This window comes from Hymenobacter sp. YC55 (genome assembly GCF_029433095.1).
GTDB lineage: Bacteria > Bacteroidota > Bacteroidia > Cytophagales > Hymenobacteraceae > Hymenobacter.
Window position 1 is genome coordinate 756,212 of sequence record NZ_JARNTX010000002.1, and the last position, 17,901, is coordinate 774,112.

A 17,901-nucleotide genomic window follows, 5' to 3' on the forward strand; every position below is an offset into this window, starting at 1 on the left:
CCCCTCTTCACAATCAGAATACTGTGCAAATATACGGCGATAAACCGCCGAAAGCAAGTTGGCTAGCTAGCAGGGGTGGAGCTGTGGCCAGCGCGGCTACTGAGAGGCTAAGTTCCTGGGTTGAGTATATGGCCGCAAAGCCTGCAACAAGTAGATGTATCTATTTATAAAGGGTGCTGCGAGTCCAATGAATCTACTTTATCTACTGATTTCCACCCAGCCTTTAACAGATTCTCCCTTGGCTGGTTGGATGAGGTAGTAATACACGCCATTGGGAAGTTTGCCACCATTCCAGTCGTTGCGATAATAAGGTGTCTCGTACACTTTACTGCCCCAACGCGAGAAAACCTGCAGGCGAGCCGGACAGCCATTGGTGGCTACAAAGTATTCGTTTTTGCCGTCGTCGTTGGGCGTGATAATATTGGGAATCTCGTGTGGCTTCGTGACTTCGATTACCGGTAGATCAAGCTGCACGGTACACCGGCCGTTGTTGTAGGTCCTGGTAATGCGGGGCGTGTAGCGGCCAGGCTGCGCATACACGTGCGTGGTTGTATTGCCTGTGCCCTGGGTACCGTCGCCGAAGTCCCAGCGCACAGTAACCGAGTTGTTGACCGGATCTGAGAAACGCACACTTAGCGGGGCCTGACGCGTTTCGGCGCACAATTCGGCGTCCCAACGAGCCGCGTAGGTGGGCACTTCCGCTACACTTACTCGCCGAGTAGCCGTGTTGGTGCAAGCACCCGTTGCAACTGTATAGGTGAGGGTAGTAGAGCCACTGAAACCCGCTGGGGGAGTGAAAATGCCTGCACTAGTTACGTTAGTGCCCGACCAAGTGCCGCCGGTCGGAATAGCCCTGAGCTTAAAGGGCTGCGTAGTGCCTGGACACAAAACCGTATCTGGCGGCATGCTAACGGCAACCGGGCTGCTTACGGTGACAGGAACGGTGCCCGATATGTCGCAAAGGCCAAAGCCGGTAGTGTAGCTTAGGGTGAAAGAGCCAGGCCCAGCCAAGGAGGGCGTAAACGTGAAGCCAGTGCTGGATGGCCCGCGCACTCCCCGGCCACTCCACAACACGCCGTTTGGTAACGGTATAGGCGTGGAGCTGGCAGTGCAGTAAGCGGGTAAAGTTGGGGGCGTGAAAGTAGGATATGGTTGGACAGTAGCCGTGAGGGTAGCCGTGCTGGTGCAGCCCCCGTTTCCGGTAACCGTGTACGTCAGCACGCGCGAGCCAACCAGTGCTGATGTAGGCGTGAACACAAAACCCGCCGCTACAGAGCCTGATACGCCCGGCCCACTCCAAGTGCCGCCCACCGGCGACCCTACGAGTGGCGTAGCCCCGCCGTTCGAACACACGGTGAAGGACGGGCCGGTACTAGCTTGGATAACCGTCATGGTTTGCGTGGTTTGAAGGAGGCAGCCGCCAGCATTCACGTTGTAAATGAGGGTGTGGGAGCCAGGGCCAGCTATGTTGGGGTTAAACACGTTGCCCGTTACGCCCGGTCCCGAGAAGGTGCCGCCGAGTGGGGTAGCCATTAGCGTTATGGTAGGAGCTGGCGCCGCTGAGCCCAGGCAAAAAGTGGTTTGGGCGGGAGCCGCAAAGGCTGGCACGGGCGAAGGCACCACCCTCAGCCGCAGCGTGGAGACACCCCCGCAAGGACCAAACCCAGTAACTGTGTACGTGAGAGTCTGCTGGCCAAGCAGCGCAGACGTCGGCGTGAACACAAAGCCGGCCGCCACCGAGCCCGACACGCCGGGCCCCGTCCAGACGCCCCCGGCCGGAGACCCAATTAAAGGCTGCGGAGCCGAGGCCACGCATATGTCGCGGTCAATACCAGCCACCACATTTACGGTCTCGAAGTTGAATTTAAAGGCCGCATTGTTGCAGTTAGAGTAACCCGAAGTGCTGGAATAGGTACCTGCCCCAGGTGGTACCGGAAAGCCTCCAGTTCTTCCGCAGGCGCAGACCGCTTGGTACACAAAGCCCCGCGGATCGAAGCGCGAAGTGCCGCCGTCGACATGGTCGCCGCTGCCACCCGACTGCCCGAAATACGTGGCGTAGTCAAGGCGGGTAGCATCGGGGGACAACTGCATCAAGTAAAAGTCGCTGCCGTCAGTAACGCTTTGCACGGCGTTAGAGCTGACGGGCATGTTGAACGTGTTGCCGTTGCCGAAGGGCAGACTCTGGTTGTTGCTGCCGCCCCAGCCACTCACGTAGATGCGGTTGCATTGATCGACCAGAAAAGCGGTGGGCGAAATGTCGATAGTAGGGCGTCCGCTCCCAAACACAGTCGAGAATTCCGTGGTGCTGAGGTCGGGAGTAAGCTTGTGGATGAACTGCTTGCCGCCCGCATTCTGATACCGTCCGCTCGTAACGGGGTAGCTGCCTAAAGTTTGGCCTAACACATACACCGCGCCACTGCCATCGAGCTGCAGGAAATAGCTTTGGTCGTAGGAACTGGTGCCGAGATACGTAGCGTGTTGTATGGAATTGCCAGTGCTGCTGATTCGCGCCACGAACCCATCCACGCCGCCGCGGGTCGTAGGATTGAGCGCGCCGACGGTAGTGGGGAAGTTGGTGCTAGTGGTTCCTCCGCTTACATAGAGGCCACCAGCAGCATCAAGCTGCAAAGAATAAGCCGCATCGGTGCCGGCGCCGCCTACAAAGCTGCTCCAGAGCAAGGTGCTAGCCGTGGGGTCGAGTTTGCATACTACGGCATCGTAAGTACCGCCCCTGTGTGCGCCGCCCAGGCCATTGGCAACAGGGAAGTTGGTGGAAGTGGTGCTAGAAGCCAGGTACATATTGTCGTTGGCATCGAGTAGAATGTCTCCCCGAAAAGAGTCGCCATAATTGCGTACCAGCGGAGTAAGCGCAATATCCAGCAACCCATCATTGCCAGCGCCGCCCAGGTAGGTGGAGCCTCGCAGGGTGCTGCCATCGGCACTGAGGCGCGTCACCACCAAGTCGGAGCCGCCCAAAATAGTGCCGAACCCCGACGGAGAAACAGGTGAGCCCCCATTGAAATTCCGGTCGTAGGCCGTGGTGGAGGTAGGGTAGTCGGCAGAGGCTGTGGTGCCCAGTATAGCTACTTCGCCCTGGCTACTCACGACTAGGCTGTGTGGGAAGTCGGCTTGCGCGCCACCCAAATACGTGGCCCACACCCGGGCAGTGGGGCCGGTAGTAGCGGTGTTGTACTTGATAATGCCAATGTCGATGATGCCGCTGAACGTAGTGCGGAAGGCACCTATCGTGGTTGGATAGCCTGCCCCGAATACAATGCCGCCCGAGTACATATTGCCTTGTGCGTCATAAGTAGCCGTGAAACCCCAGTTGTCGGAGGTGGCGCCGGTATACGTGGAGAATACCACGGTGGGGTCGATGGTGAGCGGCCGGTGCCGGTTGTAGGCGCCTAGCCGGAAGCGCACTGTGTGGCCTTCTAGTACATAGGCGCAGGCTACGGGCTGGCGCTGGCCAGCGGCATCGGTCTGCCACGCTTTGGGGGCTAGCTCGCGTAGCACACCCACCGACGTGCGGATTTCGAGGTTGCCTTCGGCAGTGAGGGCGAGGGCCTCGGCGCCATCGTAGCGCAATTGAATGGCGTGAGGATCAGCGTTGGCAGCTAGCTCGAAGTCGTATTCCAGCTGTTGCTGGTGGTTCTCGTAGAAGTGACTCCCAATGCCGGGCCATATTTCGGCGTAGCGCAACTCCCGAAAGCCCGGTACGTTGTGCGCCCAGTGTTTGGGGTCGTTGCCGCGTAGGTAGTTGCGAACTTCACTGGTTTGGTTTTCAGTTCGCAAGGCCGGATTTGGTGCGCCTCCTTCAAATGTTACCCGTATGGCATGCGCCTTAATGTCGGCGTTTGCGGTGGTATGCTCAAGATCCTCGTGGGGGTGCGGCACACCTGCTAGCAACGAATACGTCAAGCCTTGGGACTCCAAAAACAGCCGTCCGCCCGGAACATCAGCTGTGTAGCGGACCGGATCAGGCCATTGACCTCGGTTTTCTATGAACTCTAAGCTTAAGGAAGCGGACCTTTGGGATTGGGCTTGAACTGAAGAAGTAAAAAAGCAGCTGAAGGCCGCCAGAAACAGTAGCGTTTTCCGCATACACAATAAGATAGTTGATAGGAATAAGCACGCAAGATAGGATAAACACAAGGCGCTTGGGCAAAACAAAAGCGCCCCGCTCCTGAAATACTTGGAGCGGGGCGCTAACTGAGAAACCTGCTAACGTTTTATTTCCAGCCAACCTTTGGCTCGCCGCTCGTCGGTGTCGCGCAGCAGATAGTAATACACCCCGTCGGGTAGGCTTTTGCCGCTCCAGTCGTTGTGGTAGTCTTTCGTTTCGAAGACGAGGGTACCCCAACGGTTGAATACCTGCAAGAGCGTTGGCTTGCAGCTGAAGCGGGGCTTGAAAGCGTCGTTGAGAGAGTCGCCGTTGGGGGTAATGATATTAGGGACTTTCATGTCGCCAACTTCCACCGGCGCAAAAGCCGTTTCCACTACGCAGCCTGCGTAGCGCGCTACTAGTTTCACCCGGTAGGAGCCAGGGTTGGCGTACACGTGAGTTGGACTGGCTTCTTTGGAAATCTCGCTGCCGTCACCAAAGTCCCATTCGTAAGTGCCGCCAGCTAATACGGGCTCGAACTGGCAAGTAAAGGGGGCCAAGCCTGTGAATTGCGGATTGGCGGAGCACTCCGGCAGATTAAGCGCAACGTTGACCGCCGAAGCGGGTGATACGACCACAGTGCGGGTGGCCGTAGTAGAGCAGCCGTTTAAAGTATAGGTGTAGCTCAGTTGATAAATGCCCCCCCGGTTGTTGGTGTTGGGCGGGGTGAACATACCATTCGACGTAACACCCGTGCCGCTCCAAGTGCCCCCAGCCGGTGACATGCCCCGCATTTGAAACGCCTGAATCTGGTCGGCGCAAATAGTAGTATCGCGGCCGGCTCGTACCGTTGGTGCTACAGTGAGCCGTACCGTCTGGACAGCAGAGCCGCAGCCCAGGCTGTCGGCCAGGGTGTACGTAATAGTGTGCGTGCCCGGACCAGCGGTGGTGGGGCTGAAAGTACTGCCCGATACGCCAGGACCGCTAAATGTGCCCCCGGCCGGAGTTGCCGTCAGGGTTACGTTGCCGGCCGGCAGGCAAGTGGCCGCTACAGGCGCGAAAGTTATCGGCCTTTCCGGCGTCACGGTCATGCGTAGGGGCCTGGAACTGACGCAGGTGCCGGTGGCATTCACCGAATACGTAAGAATATTAGCTCCGAGACGGGCCTGCGAAGGGGTGAACTGATAGCCGCCGCCGGGCAGTGCCGACACGCCTGGCCCAGACCACATACCACCAGCTGGAGAGCCGCCTAGTTGAATAGGGCCATTGTTGATACACACATAACGACTCGGGCCTGGGTCGGCGGTGATGATGCCAAAGTCTATCTTGAACGCGGCATTATTGCAGTTGTCACTGCGGTTGGTGGTGGAATACGTGTTAGCGCCGGGTGGCACGGGAAAGCCAGAAGTGCGTCCGCAGCCACCGCACACCGCCTGATACACCACTCCTTTCTTATCGAAGCGCGACGTGCCACCGTCTACATGTTCGCCGCTGCGCCCGCCCTGCTCACCGTAGAAGGTACCGTATTCCAAGGATTGCATGCCGGGCCGAAACTGAGCCAGATAGAAGTCGGAGCCGTCGGTAGCCGACTGGATGGCATTGGCCGTGATAGGCAAGCCCCGGGTGCTACTGCCGTTGCGAGGCAGGCCTCGGTCGTTCACTTGGCCACCCCAGCCGCTGATATAGATTCGCTCACAATCATCGACGAGGAAGGCCGTAAGGGAAATATCGGGGAAGAGCGTGTTGCCACTCCCAATGCGAGTGCCGTAGAAACGAGTGCTGAGCGTAGGGTTCAGCTTCTGAATGAATTGCCGTCCATTTGCCACGCCGTAGCACCCCGCGCTAATCGGCATTTGACCTTGCGTTTGGCCCAGCAAGTACACGTTGCTGGCCGCATCAAGCTGCACGAAAAAAGCTTGATCGTAAGCTGAAGTGCCAATAAAGGATGATTCTAAAAGCGCGCTGCCCGTGTTGCTTAAGTGGGAAATAAAACCATCTACAGCACCCTGGAAGGTGGCTTGCAAGCTGCCGGAAGTGGTAGGGAAGTTGTTGCTTAGCGTGCCCCCCGCCACGTAGATGCCCCGCGTAGCATCTACCTGCAAAGAATAGGCAGCCTCCGCATTACTGCCACCCAAATACGTAGACCACAGCAGGGTGCGCAGGTCAGCGGATAACTTTAAAACGACTGCATCGAAGGGGCCACCCTGAAACCTAGTGCGGAAGCCATTGGGCGTGGGGAAGTTGGTGCTGTTGGTGACGGATGCTATGTATATGTTACCGTCCCCATCGGTTACCACGTCGCCGCGAAACTGGTCACCGTAATTGATAACGGGGGAGCCGGGCAGGCCATCGAATGTGGTGGGAGCCCCGTTGCTGTCAACGCCGAGCCGGGCCACTACGCCGTCGGTGCCGGAGCCGCCTACGAGCGTGCTACCCGTGAGCGTACTGCCGTTGGCCGAGAGTTTGGCAATAAATATGTCGGCGCCATTATCATAGAGAAAAGGGTCGAAGCCATCATCGGGCGTGATACGGGGGCCGCCGTTGTGCGACGTATCGTACGCTCCGTTGGTGGTAGGAAAGTTGTTTGAGCCAGTAGAGCCCATTATCACCAGCTCACCCTGCGGATTCACGACCATGCTGTGCGGTGCCTCCATGCTCCGGCCCCCTAGGTACGTGGCATACAACCGGGCCGCTGAGCCCGTTACGGCCGTATTGTACTTGATAATACCGACGTCGGTGGTGCCATTGAACGAGGTATCGAACGCGCCGGGGCTGGTCGGATAGCCTACGTCGAGCACGATGCCGCCCGAGTACATATTGCCTTGCGCATCGTAGGTGGCCGTAAAGCCCCAGTTGTCGGCCACCGAACCCGTAAACGACGAGAAGATAACCGTCGGGTCGATAGTGAGAGCGTACCGCTGGTCGTATTTGCCGGGCCGGAAGCCAACCGTGTTGCCTTTCAGTTCGAAAGCACAGGGTACTGCTACGCGCATGCCTCTGATGTCTTGCCAGGCTTTAGGAGCTTGTTCGATGACCTTTCCCACCGAAGTTTCAATCAGTAGGTTGCCATCCGGTGTGAGGGTAAGACGGTTGGGGCCGGCGTAGCGAAGCTGAATAGCCGCTGGCTTGGCCCCCGGGCTCACCTGAAAGTCGTATTCTAGGTGCTGGCCGGCGTTTTCGTAAAGAACCGCGCCGATACCCGGGTACAGGTTGGTGTAACGCAAGCGCCGGAAGCTGCGCGCATTACTCGCCCAGCGCTTAGGGTTATTGCCACGAAAGTAGTTGTAAGGCGCGGGGGTTATTTCTTCCCCAGCCAACACCGGGGAGCGGTTGGCTCCCTCGAACGTAACCGAATACGAATGGCCGTGCAATACTTCGGAAGCAGGCGCTTTAGGTGCATCGTCGCTGCCTTGGTGCGAGTGGCTGCGTAACGCTACCGGGTCGAGGAAGCTGTAGGTGAAACCTGTTGTGCCAACAAACAACCGCCCGGCCGGCAAGGCCGCCGCGTAGCGCACTGGATTATCCCATTGGCCCTTGTTTTCAATAAACTCCAGCGAGGCACCCTCGCGCGGCGCTTCGTTTAGAGCAGGAAGGGCTGCCGCTATCAGGCGCGGAGCCAGGAGCAGCAGGAAGCCGGAAAAGAAAAATCGTACTGTAAAAAGGGGCATAGGATGTAAACTAAGACAACGTAGCAAGCTGTAAGGGCAGGGTAATACTATCTGTAGGTCAGAGAATTAGATATAAATACAAGTCCAACCTCACTTTTTGCTACCTAAAGAAAAAACGGACCTGAAAGTACAACGAAATTCGGGCTTACTTCTTGCGCACTAAGCAAGTCCGGTGCCTTGGGTGGTTACCTCTTACCTTTGCTCGTCATCTGCGGCTTGGAGCCGTGTTTTTCTGCTGTGCGTCGTTCGTTTGCTTTCACCTGCACCTTGCTCGTTATTGGGTGGCTACTCGCAGCCATTGCCTGCGTGCAGGTGCCCGCCTACACGTTTTGGCCCGCGGCTTTTGCGGCTCTCACGCTGCCCGTTGCGCTAACGCTGAACTTGCTGGCTGTGCCCTACTGGCTGCTCCGCAACTGGCGGGTGGCAGCAGTGCCGCTACTAGTAGCCGTGCTGACGTGGCCGCATTTTCAACGCGGCGTGGCGTTGCACCCGTTGCGCGTGGCCCCCGCGGCCGATGCGCCTGGGCTACGGGTACGAGTGCTTTCGGCTAACGTGCGCATCTTCAACGTGTATCCGCAGCTGCGCGACCCGGACCTGGCATCGTCGAAAAAACTGATTCAGTGGGTAGCCGATAATCCGGCCGAAATCATCTGCCTGCAAGAGTTCTACAACGAGCCACGGAGTTCTACCAGCAAGGAGAAGGATGTTTTCAACAGCGTGGAGCGGATTGGGGAGCGTAGCGGACGACAAAGCTTCGTGTCTCGCAGCCTCACCAACCGCGTAGGGGCCGAATTCGGAATGGCCATTTTTTCGCGTTATCCTATCCTGCGCCGCGGAACCGTCAACTTCGGTAAGCTCACCCAAAACCACGCCATGTGGGCCGACCTGCGCCTGCCAAACAAGGACACCATTCGGGTGTTCAATTTCCACTTGCAGAGCATGAGCCTCGATGAGCGCGACATCGTGGACAGCTACTCCAGCAAAGCCGGCTTCCGCAACAAAGCCCTGGGCCTGATGCGTCGCTTCAAGCGGGGCATGGTGTCGCGCAGTTGGCAGGTCGATACGCTCACGCGCCGCTTCGAGCGTAGCCCGTATCCGTTGCTGCTTTGCGCTGACCTCAACGACCTGCCTTACAGCTACAGCTACGATCAGATAGCCGACCATTTTCAGAATGCCTGGGCTACCGTAGGCAATGGCGTCGGTCCGACTTATCACGGCCAGCTGCCCTTCATCCGCATCGACAACCAATTCGCCAGCCCCGAATGGCTAGTTGATGACTTCTGGGTCCACTACGAGATTCCGTATTCCGATCATTACCCCACCACGGCCACCTACCGCTTGCTGCCTAAGTGATGTATTTACCATCCAATCCTGCCTAACATTTTATACTGCAATGCGCGCTTCTTAAACTGTGAAATGAACTTTATATACTCTCGTCAAAGAGTTTTGTGCTTTATAGGATGGGTTATAGACTTAGTTGTGTGTGAAAACAGGTATTTCCTTTCTAATTCGGGCTGTTGGAGCCCTTTTCAAGCTTGGGCTGTTAAAGCCAACGATGTATGCGGAAGCGCACGAAATCCGCATAATCCGATAAATCCGTTTAAATCCGTGATACTTTTGCCGAATGCTGCCTTCACTCTCGCTTTATAACACGCTTACTCGTCGCAAAGCCACTTTCGAACCCCTGCACGCACCTTTCGTGGGCGTCTACCTCTGCGGCCCAACGGTGTATAGTGAGGCGCACGTGGGGAATGCCCGTGGCCCGGTGGTGTTCGATGTACTAACGCGCTACCTACGCCACCTAGGCTACACGGTGCGCTACGTCCGCAACATCACCGATGTGGGGCACCTTGAAAACGACGCCGACGAAGGCGAAGATAAAATCTCGAGAAGAGCCCGCGCCCAGAAGCTGGAGCCTATGCAGGTGGCCGAGCAATATGCCAACCTTTATCACCGCCACATGGAGGTGCTTGGCTGCTTGCCGCCCGACATCGAGCCTCGCGCTAGCGGCCACATCACCGAGCAAATCCAGATGATTCAGGAAATCCTGGCCAACGGGTTTGCGTACGAGGTGAACGGGTCGGTGTACTTTGATGTGCCCGCCTACAACGCCGCCGGCCGCGGCTACGGCAAGCTTTCCAACCGCGTGGTGGAAGAGCTGCTAGCTGGCTCGCGCGACAACCTGGCCGGGCAGCAAGAAAAGCGCAGCCCCCTAGATTTTGCCCTCTGGAAGCGCGCCGATGAGCGCCACCTGATGCGCTGGCCTTCCCCGTTCGGCGAAGCACCCGGCGAAGGATTTCCAGGCTGGCACCTGGAGTGCTCGGCCATGAGCCGCAAGTACCTCGGCGCCGAGTTCGACATTCATGGCGGTGGACTGGATTTGATGTTTCCGCACCACGAGTGCGAAATAGCCCAAAGCCAGGCGTGCGCCCATCCTACCAACGAGGCCCAGGTGTGGATGCACAACAACATGATTACGGTGAACGGAGCCAAGATGAGTAAGTCGCTCGGCAACTTCATCACCATCACCGATTTGTTTGAGGGGCGCAATCCCACGTTGCCGCAAGCCTACTCACCCATGACGGTGCGCTTCTTTCTGCTGCAAGCGCACTACCGCAGCACCATCGACATCACCGACGAGGCACTGCAGGCAGCCCGCAAAGGCTACCGTAAGCTCATGAACGGGCTGCGTCAACTGGAAAAGCTGACGCTACCCGAAGGCACCGAACGCGCCCCCGATACCGAGAAGGCCGATGCGGAACTGCGGAAAATCGTTACCGATACATTCATCGGCTTGAACGACGACCTGAACACGGCCCGCGCCATTGCTGGTTTGTTCAATCTGTTGCGCAAGTTCAATGGCTATACCGCCAACCTAGCTACGCTGGCCCAGGTGAGTGAAGCCGCGTTAAACGAAGCCACTACTGCCTACCGCACGCTGGTTATTGATGTGCTAGGCCTCGTAGATGAGCCCCGCGCCAACGCCGAGCAACTCCTAAACCTGACCTTGAACTTCTATTCCGAAGCCAAAGCCGCTAAGGCCTACGACAAGGTAGACGAAATCCGGGCGGCCTTGAAGGGGCAGGGCATCGTCATCAAGGATACCAAGGCTGGCGTCGAGTGGGCGTACAGTGAAGAGTAAAGCGTTAGAGCAGTAGCGCGAAGCTCCAGCTTCGCGCATCGTTGAACGTCTTCGTTGCAACGATGCAAACCGGATTCGTTCAACAAAGGCGCGAAGCTGGAGCTTCGCGCTACTGCCTTACCCGTCTTTCCTTCTCATGAAACTATTCCGATTTGCTCCCGTCATGCTGGCGGCCTTTCTGCTAACCGGCTGCTTCGACAACAAGAAAAGCACCACCGAAACGGCCTCCCCGGAGCAGCAGAAACTACCCGCGGCGCCCACCTTCAACGCCGATTCGGCGTATGCCTACGTGGCCAAGCAAGTGGCGTTCGGGCCGCGGGTGCCGAATACGCCAGCCCACGTCAAGACCGGTGATTGGGTTATCGGGAAGTTCAAGAGCTATGGCCTGACGGTGCGCGAGCAGCCTTTCGAGGCTATGGCGTTTGACGGTAAAATGCTGCGCAGCCGCAACATCATTGCGCAGTTTCAGCCCCAGGCCGCCCGCCGCGTCACGATTTTCACGCACTGGGATACCCGCCCCTTTGCCGATAAAGACAAGGAAAAAAAGAACGCTCCTTTTGACGGTGCTTCCGACGGGGCCAGCGGCGTGGGTATTGCCTTGGAAATGGCCCGTATCCTGGCTGCCCAGCCCGATAGCCTCACGCCGGCCGTGGGCGTAGATTTCGTCTTGTTTGACTCCGAAGACTACGGCTACGATTCCAGCACCCAGAGTGAGCTCACCAACAAGCTAGCCAACCAAGAAGCGCAAGGCGGTTCTAGCTGGTGCCTAGGCTCACAGTATTGGGCCAAAAACCTGATGCCTGCCAACTACAAATCTGAGTACGGCATTCTGCTGGACATGGTAGGGGCCAAAAACGGTAAGTTCAGCCGCGAAGACACTTCCCGCCAAAAGGCCCGCGACGTAGTAGACAAAGTCTGGAATATTGCCGCGCAAATTGGCTACTCCGACTACTTCCTGTTCCAGGATAGCCCCGGCATCACCGACGACCACGTCTTCACCAACCAAGCCGGCGTGCGCACCATCGACATCATCGACCACCTGCCCGTCGGCGACGACTACTTCCCCGCCTACCACCACACCACGCAGGACAACCTAGCCAACATCGACAAGCGCACATTGAAGGCCGTGGGCCAAGTGGTGTTGCAGACCCTCTACGGCGAGTAGTTGCTTCTAGCTCTTGAAACGCAAAAAGCCCCGGCCACGCAAGTTGCCGGGGCTTTTTGCGTTCTAGCATTTCGCTAGGCTACCTGCTTATGTTACACGTCGAAGATTTACAAGTGGAGGCAGAGCTACTGCCGCTGTTCAACTTCACCCACAACGCAGAAGCGGAGGCAGTTTTGCTGAATCTGCTGCAAGAGCTGCCACCCACTCTAGAGCAGGTGCTTCAGAAGCAGGCCATACTGCAAGGCTTTTTAGCAAGCTGGTCGGTGCTGGAAAGCTTTTCCTATCAAAAGTTTCAGTTTCAGGAAGTGCGGGCATTTCTGACAGATGTGAGCAGCCGTCGGCTGGCACTGGAAGTCAACCAACTTAAGGCATCCGTGAAGCTGCTGTTTTCCGAGGAAGCCCGCTACCAAAGTCGCTCCCGGTACGTGCAGGTAATTCAGTTTCTGCACCGGCTTCAGCAGCACTACCTACACCGCCTCGACTTGCAAGGTTTTCCGGTTGGCTACCGCGCGCAACTACTGACGCTGGTGCGGTTTATGGAGCGTTTCAGTTTAGTTAGCAACAGCCAAGCCATCCAAGAAGACCAGTTTTCTGTGGGTCGTATGGTGCACTTTGCCCAACAGCTTCAAGTTCTTACGGAAGAAGAGGTAGCAGCCTTTCTCAGCGCTTTCTATTTGTTTGAAGCGTATTGGTCGATAGCCAAAGGCATGCAAAACCAAGCGTTGGTGTTTCCCACTTTTCAAGAAGAAGGCCTGCGCTTAGAAAAGTTTTATCATCCTTTACTGAAGCAGCCGGTTACTAATACCTTGGTAATGGGACCAGCCGAAAACGTGGTAGTGCTAACCGGACCGAATATGTCTGGCAAATCCACCTTGTTGAAGGCCGTAGGCGTTTGCGTATACCTGGCTCACGCCGGAATAGGTGTACCAGCGGCGCGGTGCGAACTGCCTTATTTTCAGTCCATCCTGATTGCCATCAATCTGCGCGACAGTCTGCGGGACGGGTACAGCCACTTCATGGCGGAAATTCAGAACCTGAAATCAGTTCTGCATGCTGCCCACGGCGCCGGCCGTACGTTCGCCATTTTCGACGAGTTGTTTCGGGGTACCAACGTAGACGACGCCTTGGAAATCACGCATGCCACGGTACAGGGGCTGACGAGCTTTCGACGCTCCTCGTTTCTGGTATCCACGCACCTGCTTGAGCTGAAAAACCAGCTTCCCAAAGAATCCGGCATCAGTACGTATTGTATTGAATGCGTACTGCGCGATGGTCTCCCCGTATTCTCTTACCGACTGAAACGAGGATGGTCGAGCTTGAAGATAGGAAAGCTACTCTTCGAGAAGGAGGGCTTGAATGCCTTGCTACAGCCGCAATGAGGCGTTGCCAATGCCTTATGCTGAAGCATTCGGCAAAAGCGCTAGTAGACGAATAGCTTACCGCGCCTACACATATTCCACTCGTGCCCCTGTTTCATTTACCGTCATTCTGGCTTCTCGCCCACAGATCAGCGCCATGTTCTGGGCTTCGTGGCCAACGGGGAAATTGTACGCTACCGGAAAATCGTACTTGCTGGCGTAGTGCTGAATGATTTCGTTGGGTGTCTGGCCGTAGGGTACTGTGTTATCCTGTGGATTAGTGAAATGGCCGACCAGCAAGCCGGCCAAGTGACGCAATTTGCCGGTGCGGTCCAGGTGCACCATCATCCGGTCGATAGCATACAGGTATTCGTCAATGTCCTCGATAAAGAGGATACGGCCAGCGGTTGGTACGTCGGAAGCGGTGCCGGTAAGGGTTTGCAACAAGCTTAAATTGCCACCTACTAGCTCGCCGGTGGCAGTGCCGGGGCGGTTGAGTGGGTGCGGGGCCGTGGTATAGACAGCAGGCTCTCCGAACAGCGCCCGGCGCAAACTTTCCAACGACTCTTCCCCGCCCGGCTGGTTGAAAAGCAGTGGCATGACGCCATGAATACTCTGGTGGCCAAGCGCTAGCAGATGGCAGTTGAGAGCCGTAATGTCGGAAAAGCCGGCCACCCACTTCGGTTGCTGCGCAAAGCGAGAGAAATCCAGCGAGTCGATGATGCGGGTAGTGCCGTAGCCGCCGCGGGCGCTCAGGATGGCGCGTATGTCAGGGTTATCGAGTTGCTGCTGCACGTCGCGGCGACGCACTTCATCGTTGCCCCCGAACTGGTGGTACTCCACGTTGGTGCTCTCACCTAGCACTACGCGCAAGCCCCAGCTTTCGAGTACCGCTACGGCGGCGGCGAGTTCTTCGTGCGAGGCTTTGCGGGCAGGGCATACAATGGCAACTTGGTCGCCAGGACGAAGCGGAGCGGGAGCAGTGGTTGGCATACAACAGTTGGTTCGAGAGGCCGCAAACTTAAGCGGTAGCAGCAATATGTGCTTTTCGCATCGTGCGCGGCAAGCAACAAGCAGTACGATGTAGATTGGGTGGGTACTGAAACCGCCATTCCAGCGCAACTAAGAATGGCGGTTTCAGGAGTGAATTGAGCTTTGAAAAACCAGCCTTGGTTTTACTTCAGCTTGGCTGCCAGCAGTTCTAGTGCCAGTTTCCACTGTTGCCCTTCGCGCTGCCACACGCGCAAGTAGTGCCCCCGCTGCTGCTGAAAGTCCAAGTATCCCAACGTGTAGCCAAGCTCACCGGAAGGAGCAACAGACGTCTGGAAAGGGCGGAAGAGTACTGCCTGTCTTGATTCGGATGCTAAGCGTTGCGCCGCGGCCCCCACATACGGAACAGCCTCTTCGCGCAACAACCGCAACTCACTGCCTGCCTTGGGTAGCACCGGCACGTACGCCTGCTGCAAGCTGGTTTGTGCCCGTGTTGCAAAAGCGGCTTCAGCTTCTTGCAGGCTGTTGCGTAGCGCAACCGTATCGGCCGCGGCCTGGAGCTTAGCGGGGAAAGTTTTTGGATGTACAATTTCCACGGCTACAGCCGGGGTAGTATAGCTGATTCCCCCGTCATACGTTGCTTGCCAAGTGCCCGCTGTGGTCTTTTGCCACAGCGTCACGAAGTTGCCATAACCCACTGGTGGCTCGGCGGCAGAGTTGGGATGAAATTCGACGGGGCCTGTGGTAATACCCCAGCTGCCGCTAGCCGCTATGCGGGCGTAGGTTGGCCGCCAGGTCAGGCGACCGGGCCGTTCAGATTGGGCTGCGTAAAATGGGCCGCCTAGCACGAACTTGTCGTCGCGAAACAGGTACGCAGCCGCTAGGTACTTGCTGAAAGATTCTTTGACGCTGTGCTTGCCGCCATATGCAGCAAAAATGCGTTGCGCTTCTATAAGAGCGTGATAATCGGTTGCTACGGTTTCCTTATCAACAGTTTGGGAGCCGGCCAGCGGCAGTATGCCACAAGCAGCCGACAACCACGACACGAGCGAAAACCGTGAAAAAGACAACATGGTTAAATGTGAAAATAGAAAGTCGATTGAATATTACTTAAAAAGCAGGTGGCATAAAAGGATAGCCGTACGATTCAACTGTGAATCCCTTTTCGGCTTGCTTAAAGAATATATTCAAGTTGTTGCGAGCTTCCAGGCCCGGGGTTACTGGCTTTCTGCCATAGAGTACATCTCGCACTGAGTAAAACAGCAGAAGCACTACAAGTAAGCCGTTGGAACGATGCTCTATCGTCCCAACGGCTTACTTGTAGTGCTTCTATTGATGAGCTCTTGGCTATTGTGCAGCCAAGAGGTGTTACAAACTAACTTCTTGCGTCAGGGTAGCGGGAGTGGAAGTCAAAGGGCGCACCACGCCGGTTCGTACTACAAAGGCTCCGAATTTGCGGATCAGTTCCTTTACCCGCAGCAAGTTGGAAAGGGCCACGAAACCCACTACGTAGCCATCTTCATCGGCTTCTTCCGAAATTTCACTGAAGTCAAGCGCATCAATCAGTCGGTCCTCATCGGTACGCAAGTAGATTTCCAGCTCTAGGTCGGTGGCGTAGGTAGGGGAGGAAGCAGTAAGCTTAGGATACTGATAGGAGTAGCCCTGCCGGATAGCAGCCAAATCGGCTAGAACTGCCGAGCCGGTAGGGTGCCCACCCGCGCCCCGGCCCCGGAGGAACTGCTCACCCGCAAAATCAGCTTCAATCAGGACGCCGTTGAATTCGTGGTCGACCGAGTAAAGAGGAGATGACGGAGCAACCAGCAGCGGCGTCACCAGGGCCGTCACGCGGCCATCGGGTAGGCGCTGCAAACCGGCTACCACCTTGATTTTGCGGCCTAATGTTGCGGCAAAGGCAATATCAACGGCGTTTATATCTTCGATGCCTAGGTTCAGTACTTCATCTGGTTGAAGGAAAGTCCCGTAGGCGTGCGCTGCCAGAATCACTGCTTTAGAGCGTGGGTCGAAAGCGCCCATATCCAAGGTGGGGTCGGTTTCGGCAAAGCCTTTGGCCTGCGCTTCCGCCAGAGCAGGGGCATAGTCGGAGCCTTCTTCGCCCATGCGCGTCAGCACGTAGTTCGACGACCCGTTCAGGATGCCCGTCACGCTTCGTAGTGGCTCCTCACCGAAATAGGCATCCAGCGTCCGGATGACTGGAATGCTACCGCACACGGCTGCTTCGTACAGCAGCTTTCCGCCCGCCTCCTGCTGCAACTGCACCAATTCCGGCAAGTGGCGGGCCAGCATGGCCTTGTTGGCCGTCACGACGCGCCGGCCTTGGCGCAACGCCTCACTTACCAACCGAAACGCCTCGGCAGCATCATCAATCACTTCTACCAGCACATCAAGCGTAGGGTCTTGCAACAACTCGTCGGCGTTGAAGTCGAACCGGCTCAAGGGGAGGCTACGGGACTTCGTGGGGTTTTTCACGGCAATGCGCGCCACCTCGAAGCCCGTTTCGGGCCGCTGTTCAAGAATATCGTAGAGGCCTTGCCCCACGCAGCCAAAACCAATGAGGCCAATGCGCAAGGTTTGTTTGTCAGCTACCATTTGAGAGAGGATTTCAAGAGAAGAAAGAGGTACAATCAAGCCAGCAGAGGCTCGTCGGTAGTTACATCGAGGGCGTCCAGCACGCGTTGTTTCCATAACTGAAAATCGGGGTCGGTGCGACGCCGGGGCCGGGGCAGATCCACGGTCAGCGTTTGGTGAATGCGGCCGGGGTGCCCGCGTAGCACCACCACCCGGTCGGAAAGCACGAGGGCTTCCTCGATGTCGTGCGTAACCAGCAGCAACGTAGGTTTATCGTACGACCAGATTTCGAGCAGATGATCCTGAAGCTTCATTTTGGTGAAGGGGTCGAGGGCGCTAAACGGCTCGTCGAGTAGCAGCAACGACGGCTGCGCCACCAAGGCCCGTGCAATAGCCACCCGCTGCGCCATGCCCCCGGAAAGTTGGCGGGGCAGCGCCTCGGCAAACGCCGTAAGGCCTACCCGTTCCAGCACCGCCGAAGTGCGTTGTGCCTGCTCGGCCGCTGACAACCCGGCAATACCGAACTGCACGTTTTGGCGCACCGTCAGCCAAGGCATCAGGCGTGGCTCTTGGAAAATGACCCCCACCGCAGGATGCGGAGCCGTAATTGGTTCTTCATCAATAAGTACCCGGCCCTTAGTAGGCGTATCGAGCCCAGCCACAATGCGCAGCAGCGTGCTCTTGCCGCAGCCACTCGTTCCTACAAGCGTCACGATTTCACCCGAACGCACGTGCACATCGATGTCGTCGAGCGCCACTACGGGCCCAAACTGCTTGCTGATGTGGTTGATGCGGAGCATAGAGTAACTGAGTAACTAAGTAGCTGAGTATGGACTAGGGAGTACTGATGGGGTAGAGCAGCAGAGTGAGATGTTCTGGTAGAGTCA

The 17,901-nt window shown here is 57.0% G+C and carries 10 protein-coding genes; 4 read left to right on the forward strand and 6 right to left on the reverse strand.

Going from position 1 to position 17,901, the window contains the following annotated elements:
- Positions 1–198 precede the first annotated feature (198 nt).
- Positions 199–3,897 (reverse strand): gliding motility-associated C-terminal domain-containing protein, encoded by a 3,699-nt coding sequence (locus P1X16_RS16425; protein ID WP_277231154.1) that lies wholly within the window; start codon positions 3,895–3,897, stop codon positions 199–201.
- A 327-nt stretch (positions 3,898–4,224) separates the two neighbouring features.
- Complete coding sequence (locus P1X16_RS16430) at positions 4,225–7,773, reverse strand: gliding motility-associated C-terminal domain-containing protein (protein ID WP_277231156.1); 3,549 nt, start codon at positions 7,771–7,773, stop codon at positions 4,225–4,227.
- Between the two features lie 237 nt (positions 7,774–8,010).
- Between P1X16_RS16430 and P1X16_RS16435 the strand changes: the two genes are divergently transcribed.
- The 4 genes from P1X16_RS16435 (at position 8,011) to P1X16_RS16450 (ending at position 13,459) form a co-directional block, all read left to right on the forward strand.
- Positions 8,011–9,126 (forward strand): endonuclease/exonuclease/phosphatase family protein, encoded by a 1,116-nt coding sequence (locus P1X16_RS16435; protein ID WP_277231158.1) that lies wholly within the window; start codon positions 8,011–8,013, stop codon positions 9,124–9,126.
- A gap of 271 nt (positions 9,127–9,397) precedes the next feature.
- Positions 9,398–10,915, forward strand: coding sequence for a cysteine--tRNA ligase (cysS, locus tag P1X16_RS16440; RefSeq protein WP_277231160.1), 1,518 nt, complete (start codon positions 9,398–9,400; stop codon positions 10,913–10,915).
- Between the two features lie 136 nt (positions 10,916–11,051).
- On the forward strand, positions 11,052–12,080 hold the full coding sequence (locus P1X16_RS16445) for a M28 family peptidase (protein WP_277231162.1): 1,029 nt from the start codon (positions 11,052–11,054) through the stop codon (positions 12,078–12,080).
- 89 nt (positions 12,081–12,169) lie between these two features.
- Positions 12,170–13,459, forward strand: a complete 1,290-nt coding sequence (locus tag P1X16_RS16450; protein WP_277231164.1) for a hypothetical protein — start codon at positions 12,170–12,172, stop codon at positions 13,457–13,459.
- Between the two features lie 66 nt (positions 13,460–13,525).
- Here P1X16_RS16450 and P1X16_RS16455 read toward each other — a convergent pair whose 3' ends face one another.
- The 4 genes from P1X16_RS16455 to P1X16_RS16470 form a co-directional block, all read right to left on the reverse strand.
- Complete coding sequence (locus P1X16_RS16455) at positions 13,526–14,431, reverse strand: LD-carboxypeptidase (protein ID WP_277231167.1); 906 nt, start codon at positions 14,429–14,431, stop codon at positions 13,526–13,528.
- 182 nt (positions 14,432–14,613) lie between these two features.
- Positions 14,614–15,501 (reverse strand): hypothetical protein, encoded by an 888-nt coding sequence (locus tag P1X16_RS16460; protein ID WP_277231168.1) that lies wholly within the window; start codon positions 15,499–15,501, stop codon positions 14,614–14,616.
- Between the two features lie 295 nt (positions 15,502–15,796).
- A complete protein-coding gene (locus tag P1X16_RS16465) occupies positions 15,797–17,035 on the reverse strand; it encodes a homoserine dehydrogenase (RefSeq protein WP_277231170.1) in 1,239 nt (412 codons plus the stop codon).
- Between the two features lie 35 nt (positions 17,036–17,070).
- Entirely contained in the window at positions 17,071–17,814 is a 744-nt protein-coding gene (locus P1X16_RS16470) for an ABC transporter ATP-binding protein (protein WP_277231173.1), read from the reverse strand.
- Positions 17,815–17,901: the final 87 nt, after the last annotated feature.

Excerpts from the sequence above, each read along its gene's own strand:
- P1X16_RS16460 (WP_277231168.1), bottom strand. The coding sequence starts at position 15,501 with ATGTTGTCTTTTTCACGGTTTTCGCTCGTGTCGTGGTTGTCGGCTGCT.
- P1X16_RS16465 (WP_277231170.1), bottom strand. The coding sequence starts at position 17,035 with ATGGTAGCTGACAAACAAACCTTGCGCATTGGCCTCATTGGTTTTGGC.
- P1X16_RS16470 (WP_277231173.1), bottom strand. The coding sequence starts at position 17,814 with ATGCTCCGCATCAACCACATCAGCAAGCAGTTTGGGCCCGTAGTGGCG.
- P1X16_RS16445 (WP_277231162.1), top strand. The coding sequence starts at position 11,052 with ATGAAACTATTCCGATTTGCTCCCGTCATGCTGGCGGCCTTTCTGCTA.
- P1X16_RS16450 (WP_277231164.1), top strand. The coding sequence starts at position 12,170 with ATGTTACACGTCGAAGATTTACAAGTGGAGGCAGAGCTACTGCCGCTG.
- P1X16_RS16455 (WP_277231167.1), bottom strand. The coding sequence starts at position 14,431 with ATGCCAACCACTGCTCCCGCTCCGCTTCGTCCTGGCGACCAAGTTGCC.
- P1X16_RS16430 (WP_277231156.1), bottom strand. The coding sequence starts at position 7,773 with ATGCCCCTTTTTACAGTACGATTTTTCTTTTCCGGCTTCCTGCTGCTC.
- cysS (WP_277231160.1), top strand. The coding sequence starts at position 9,398 with ATGCTGCCTTCACTCTCGCTTTATAACACGCTTACTCGTCGCAAAGCC.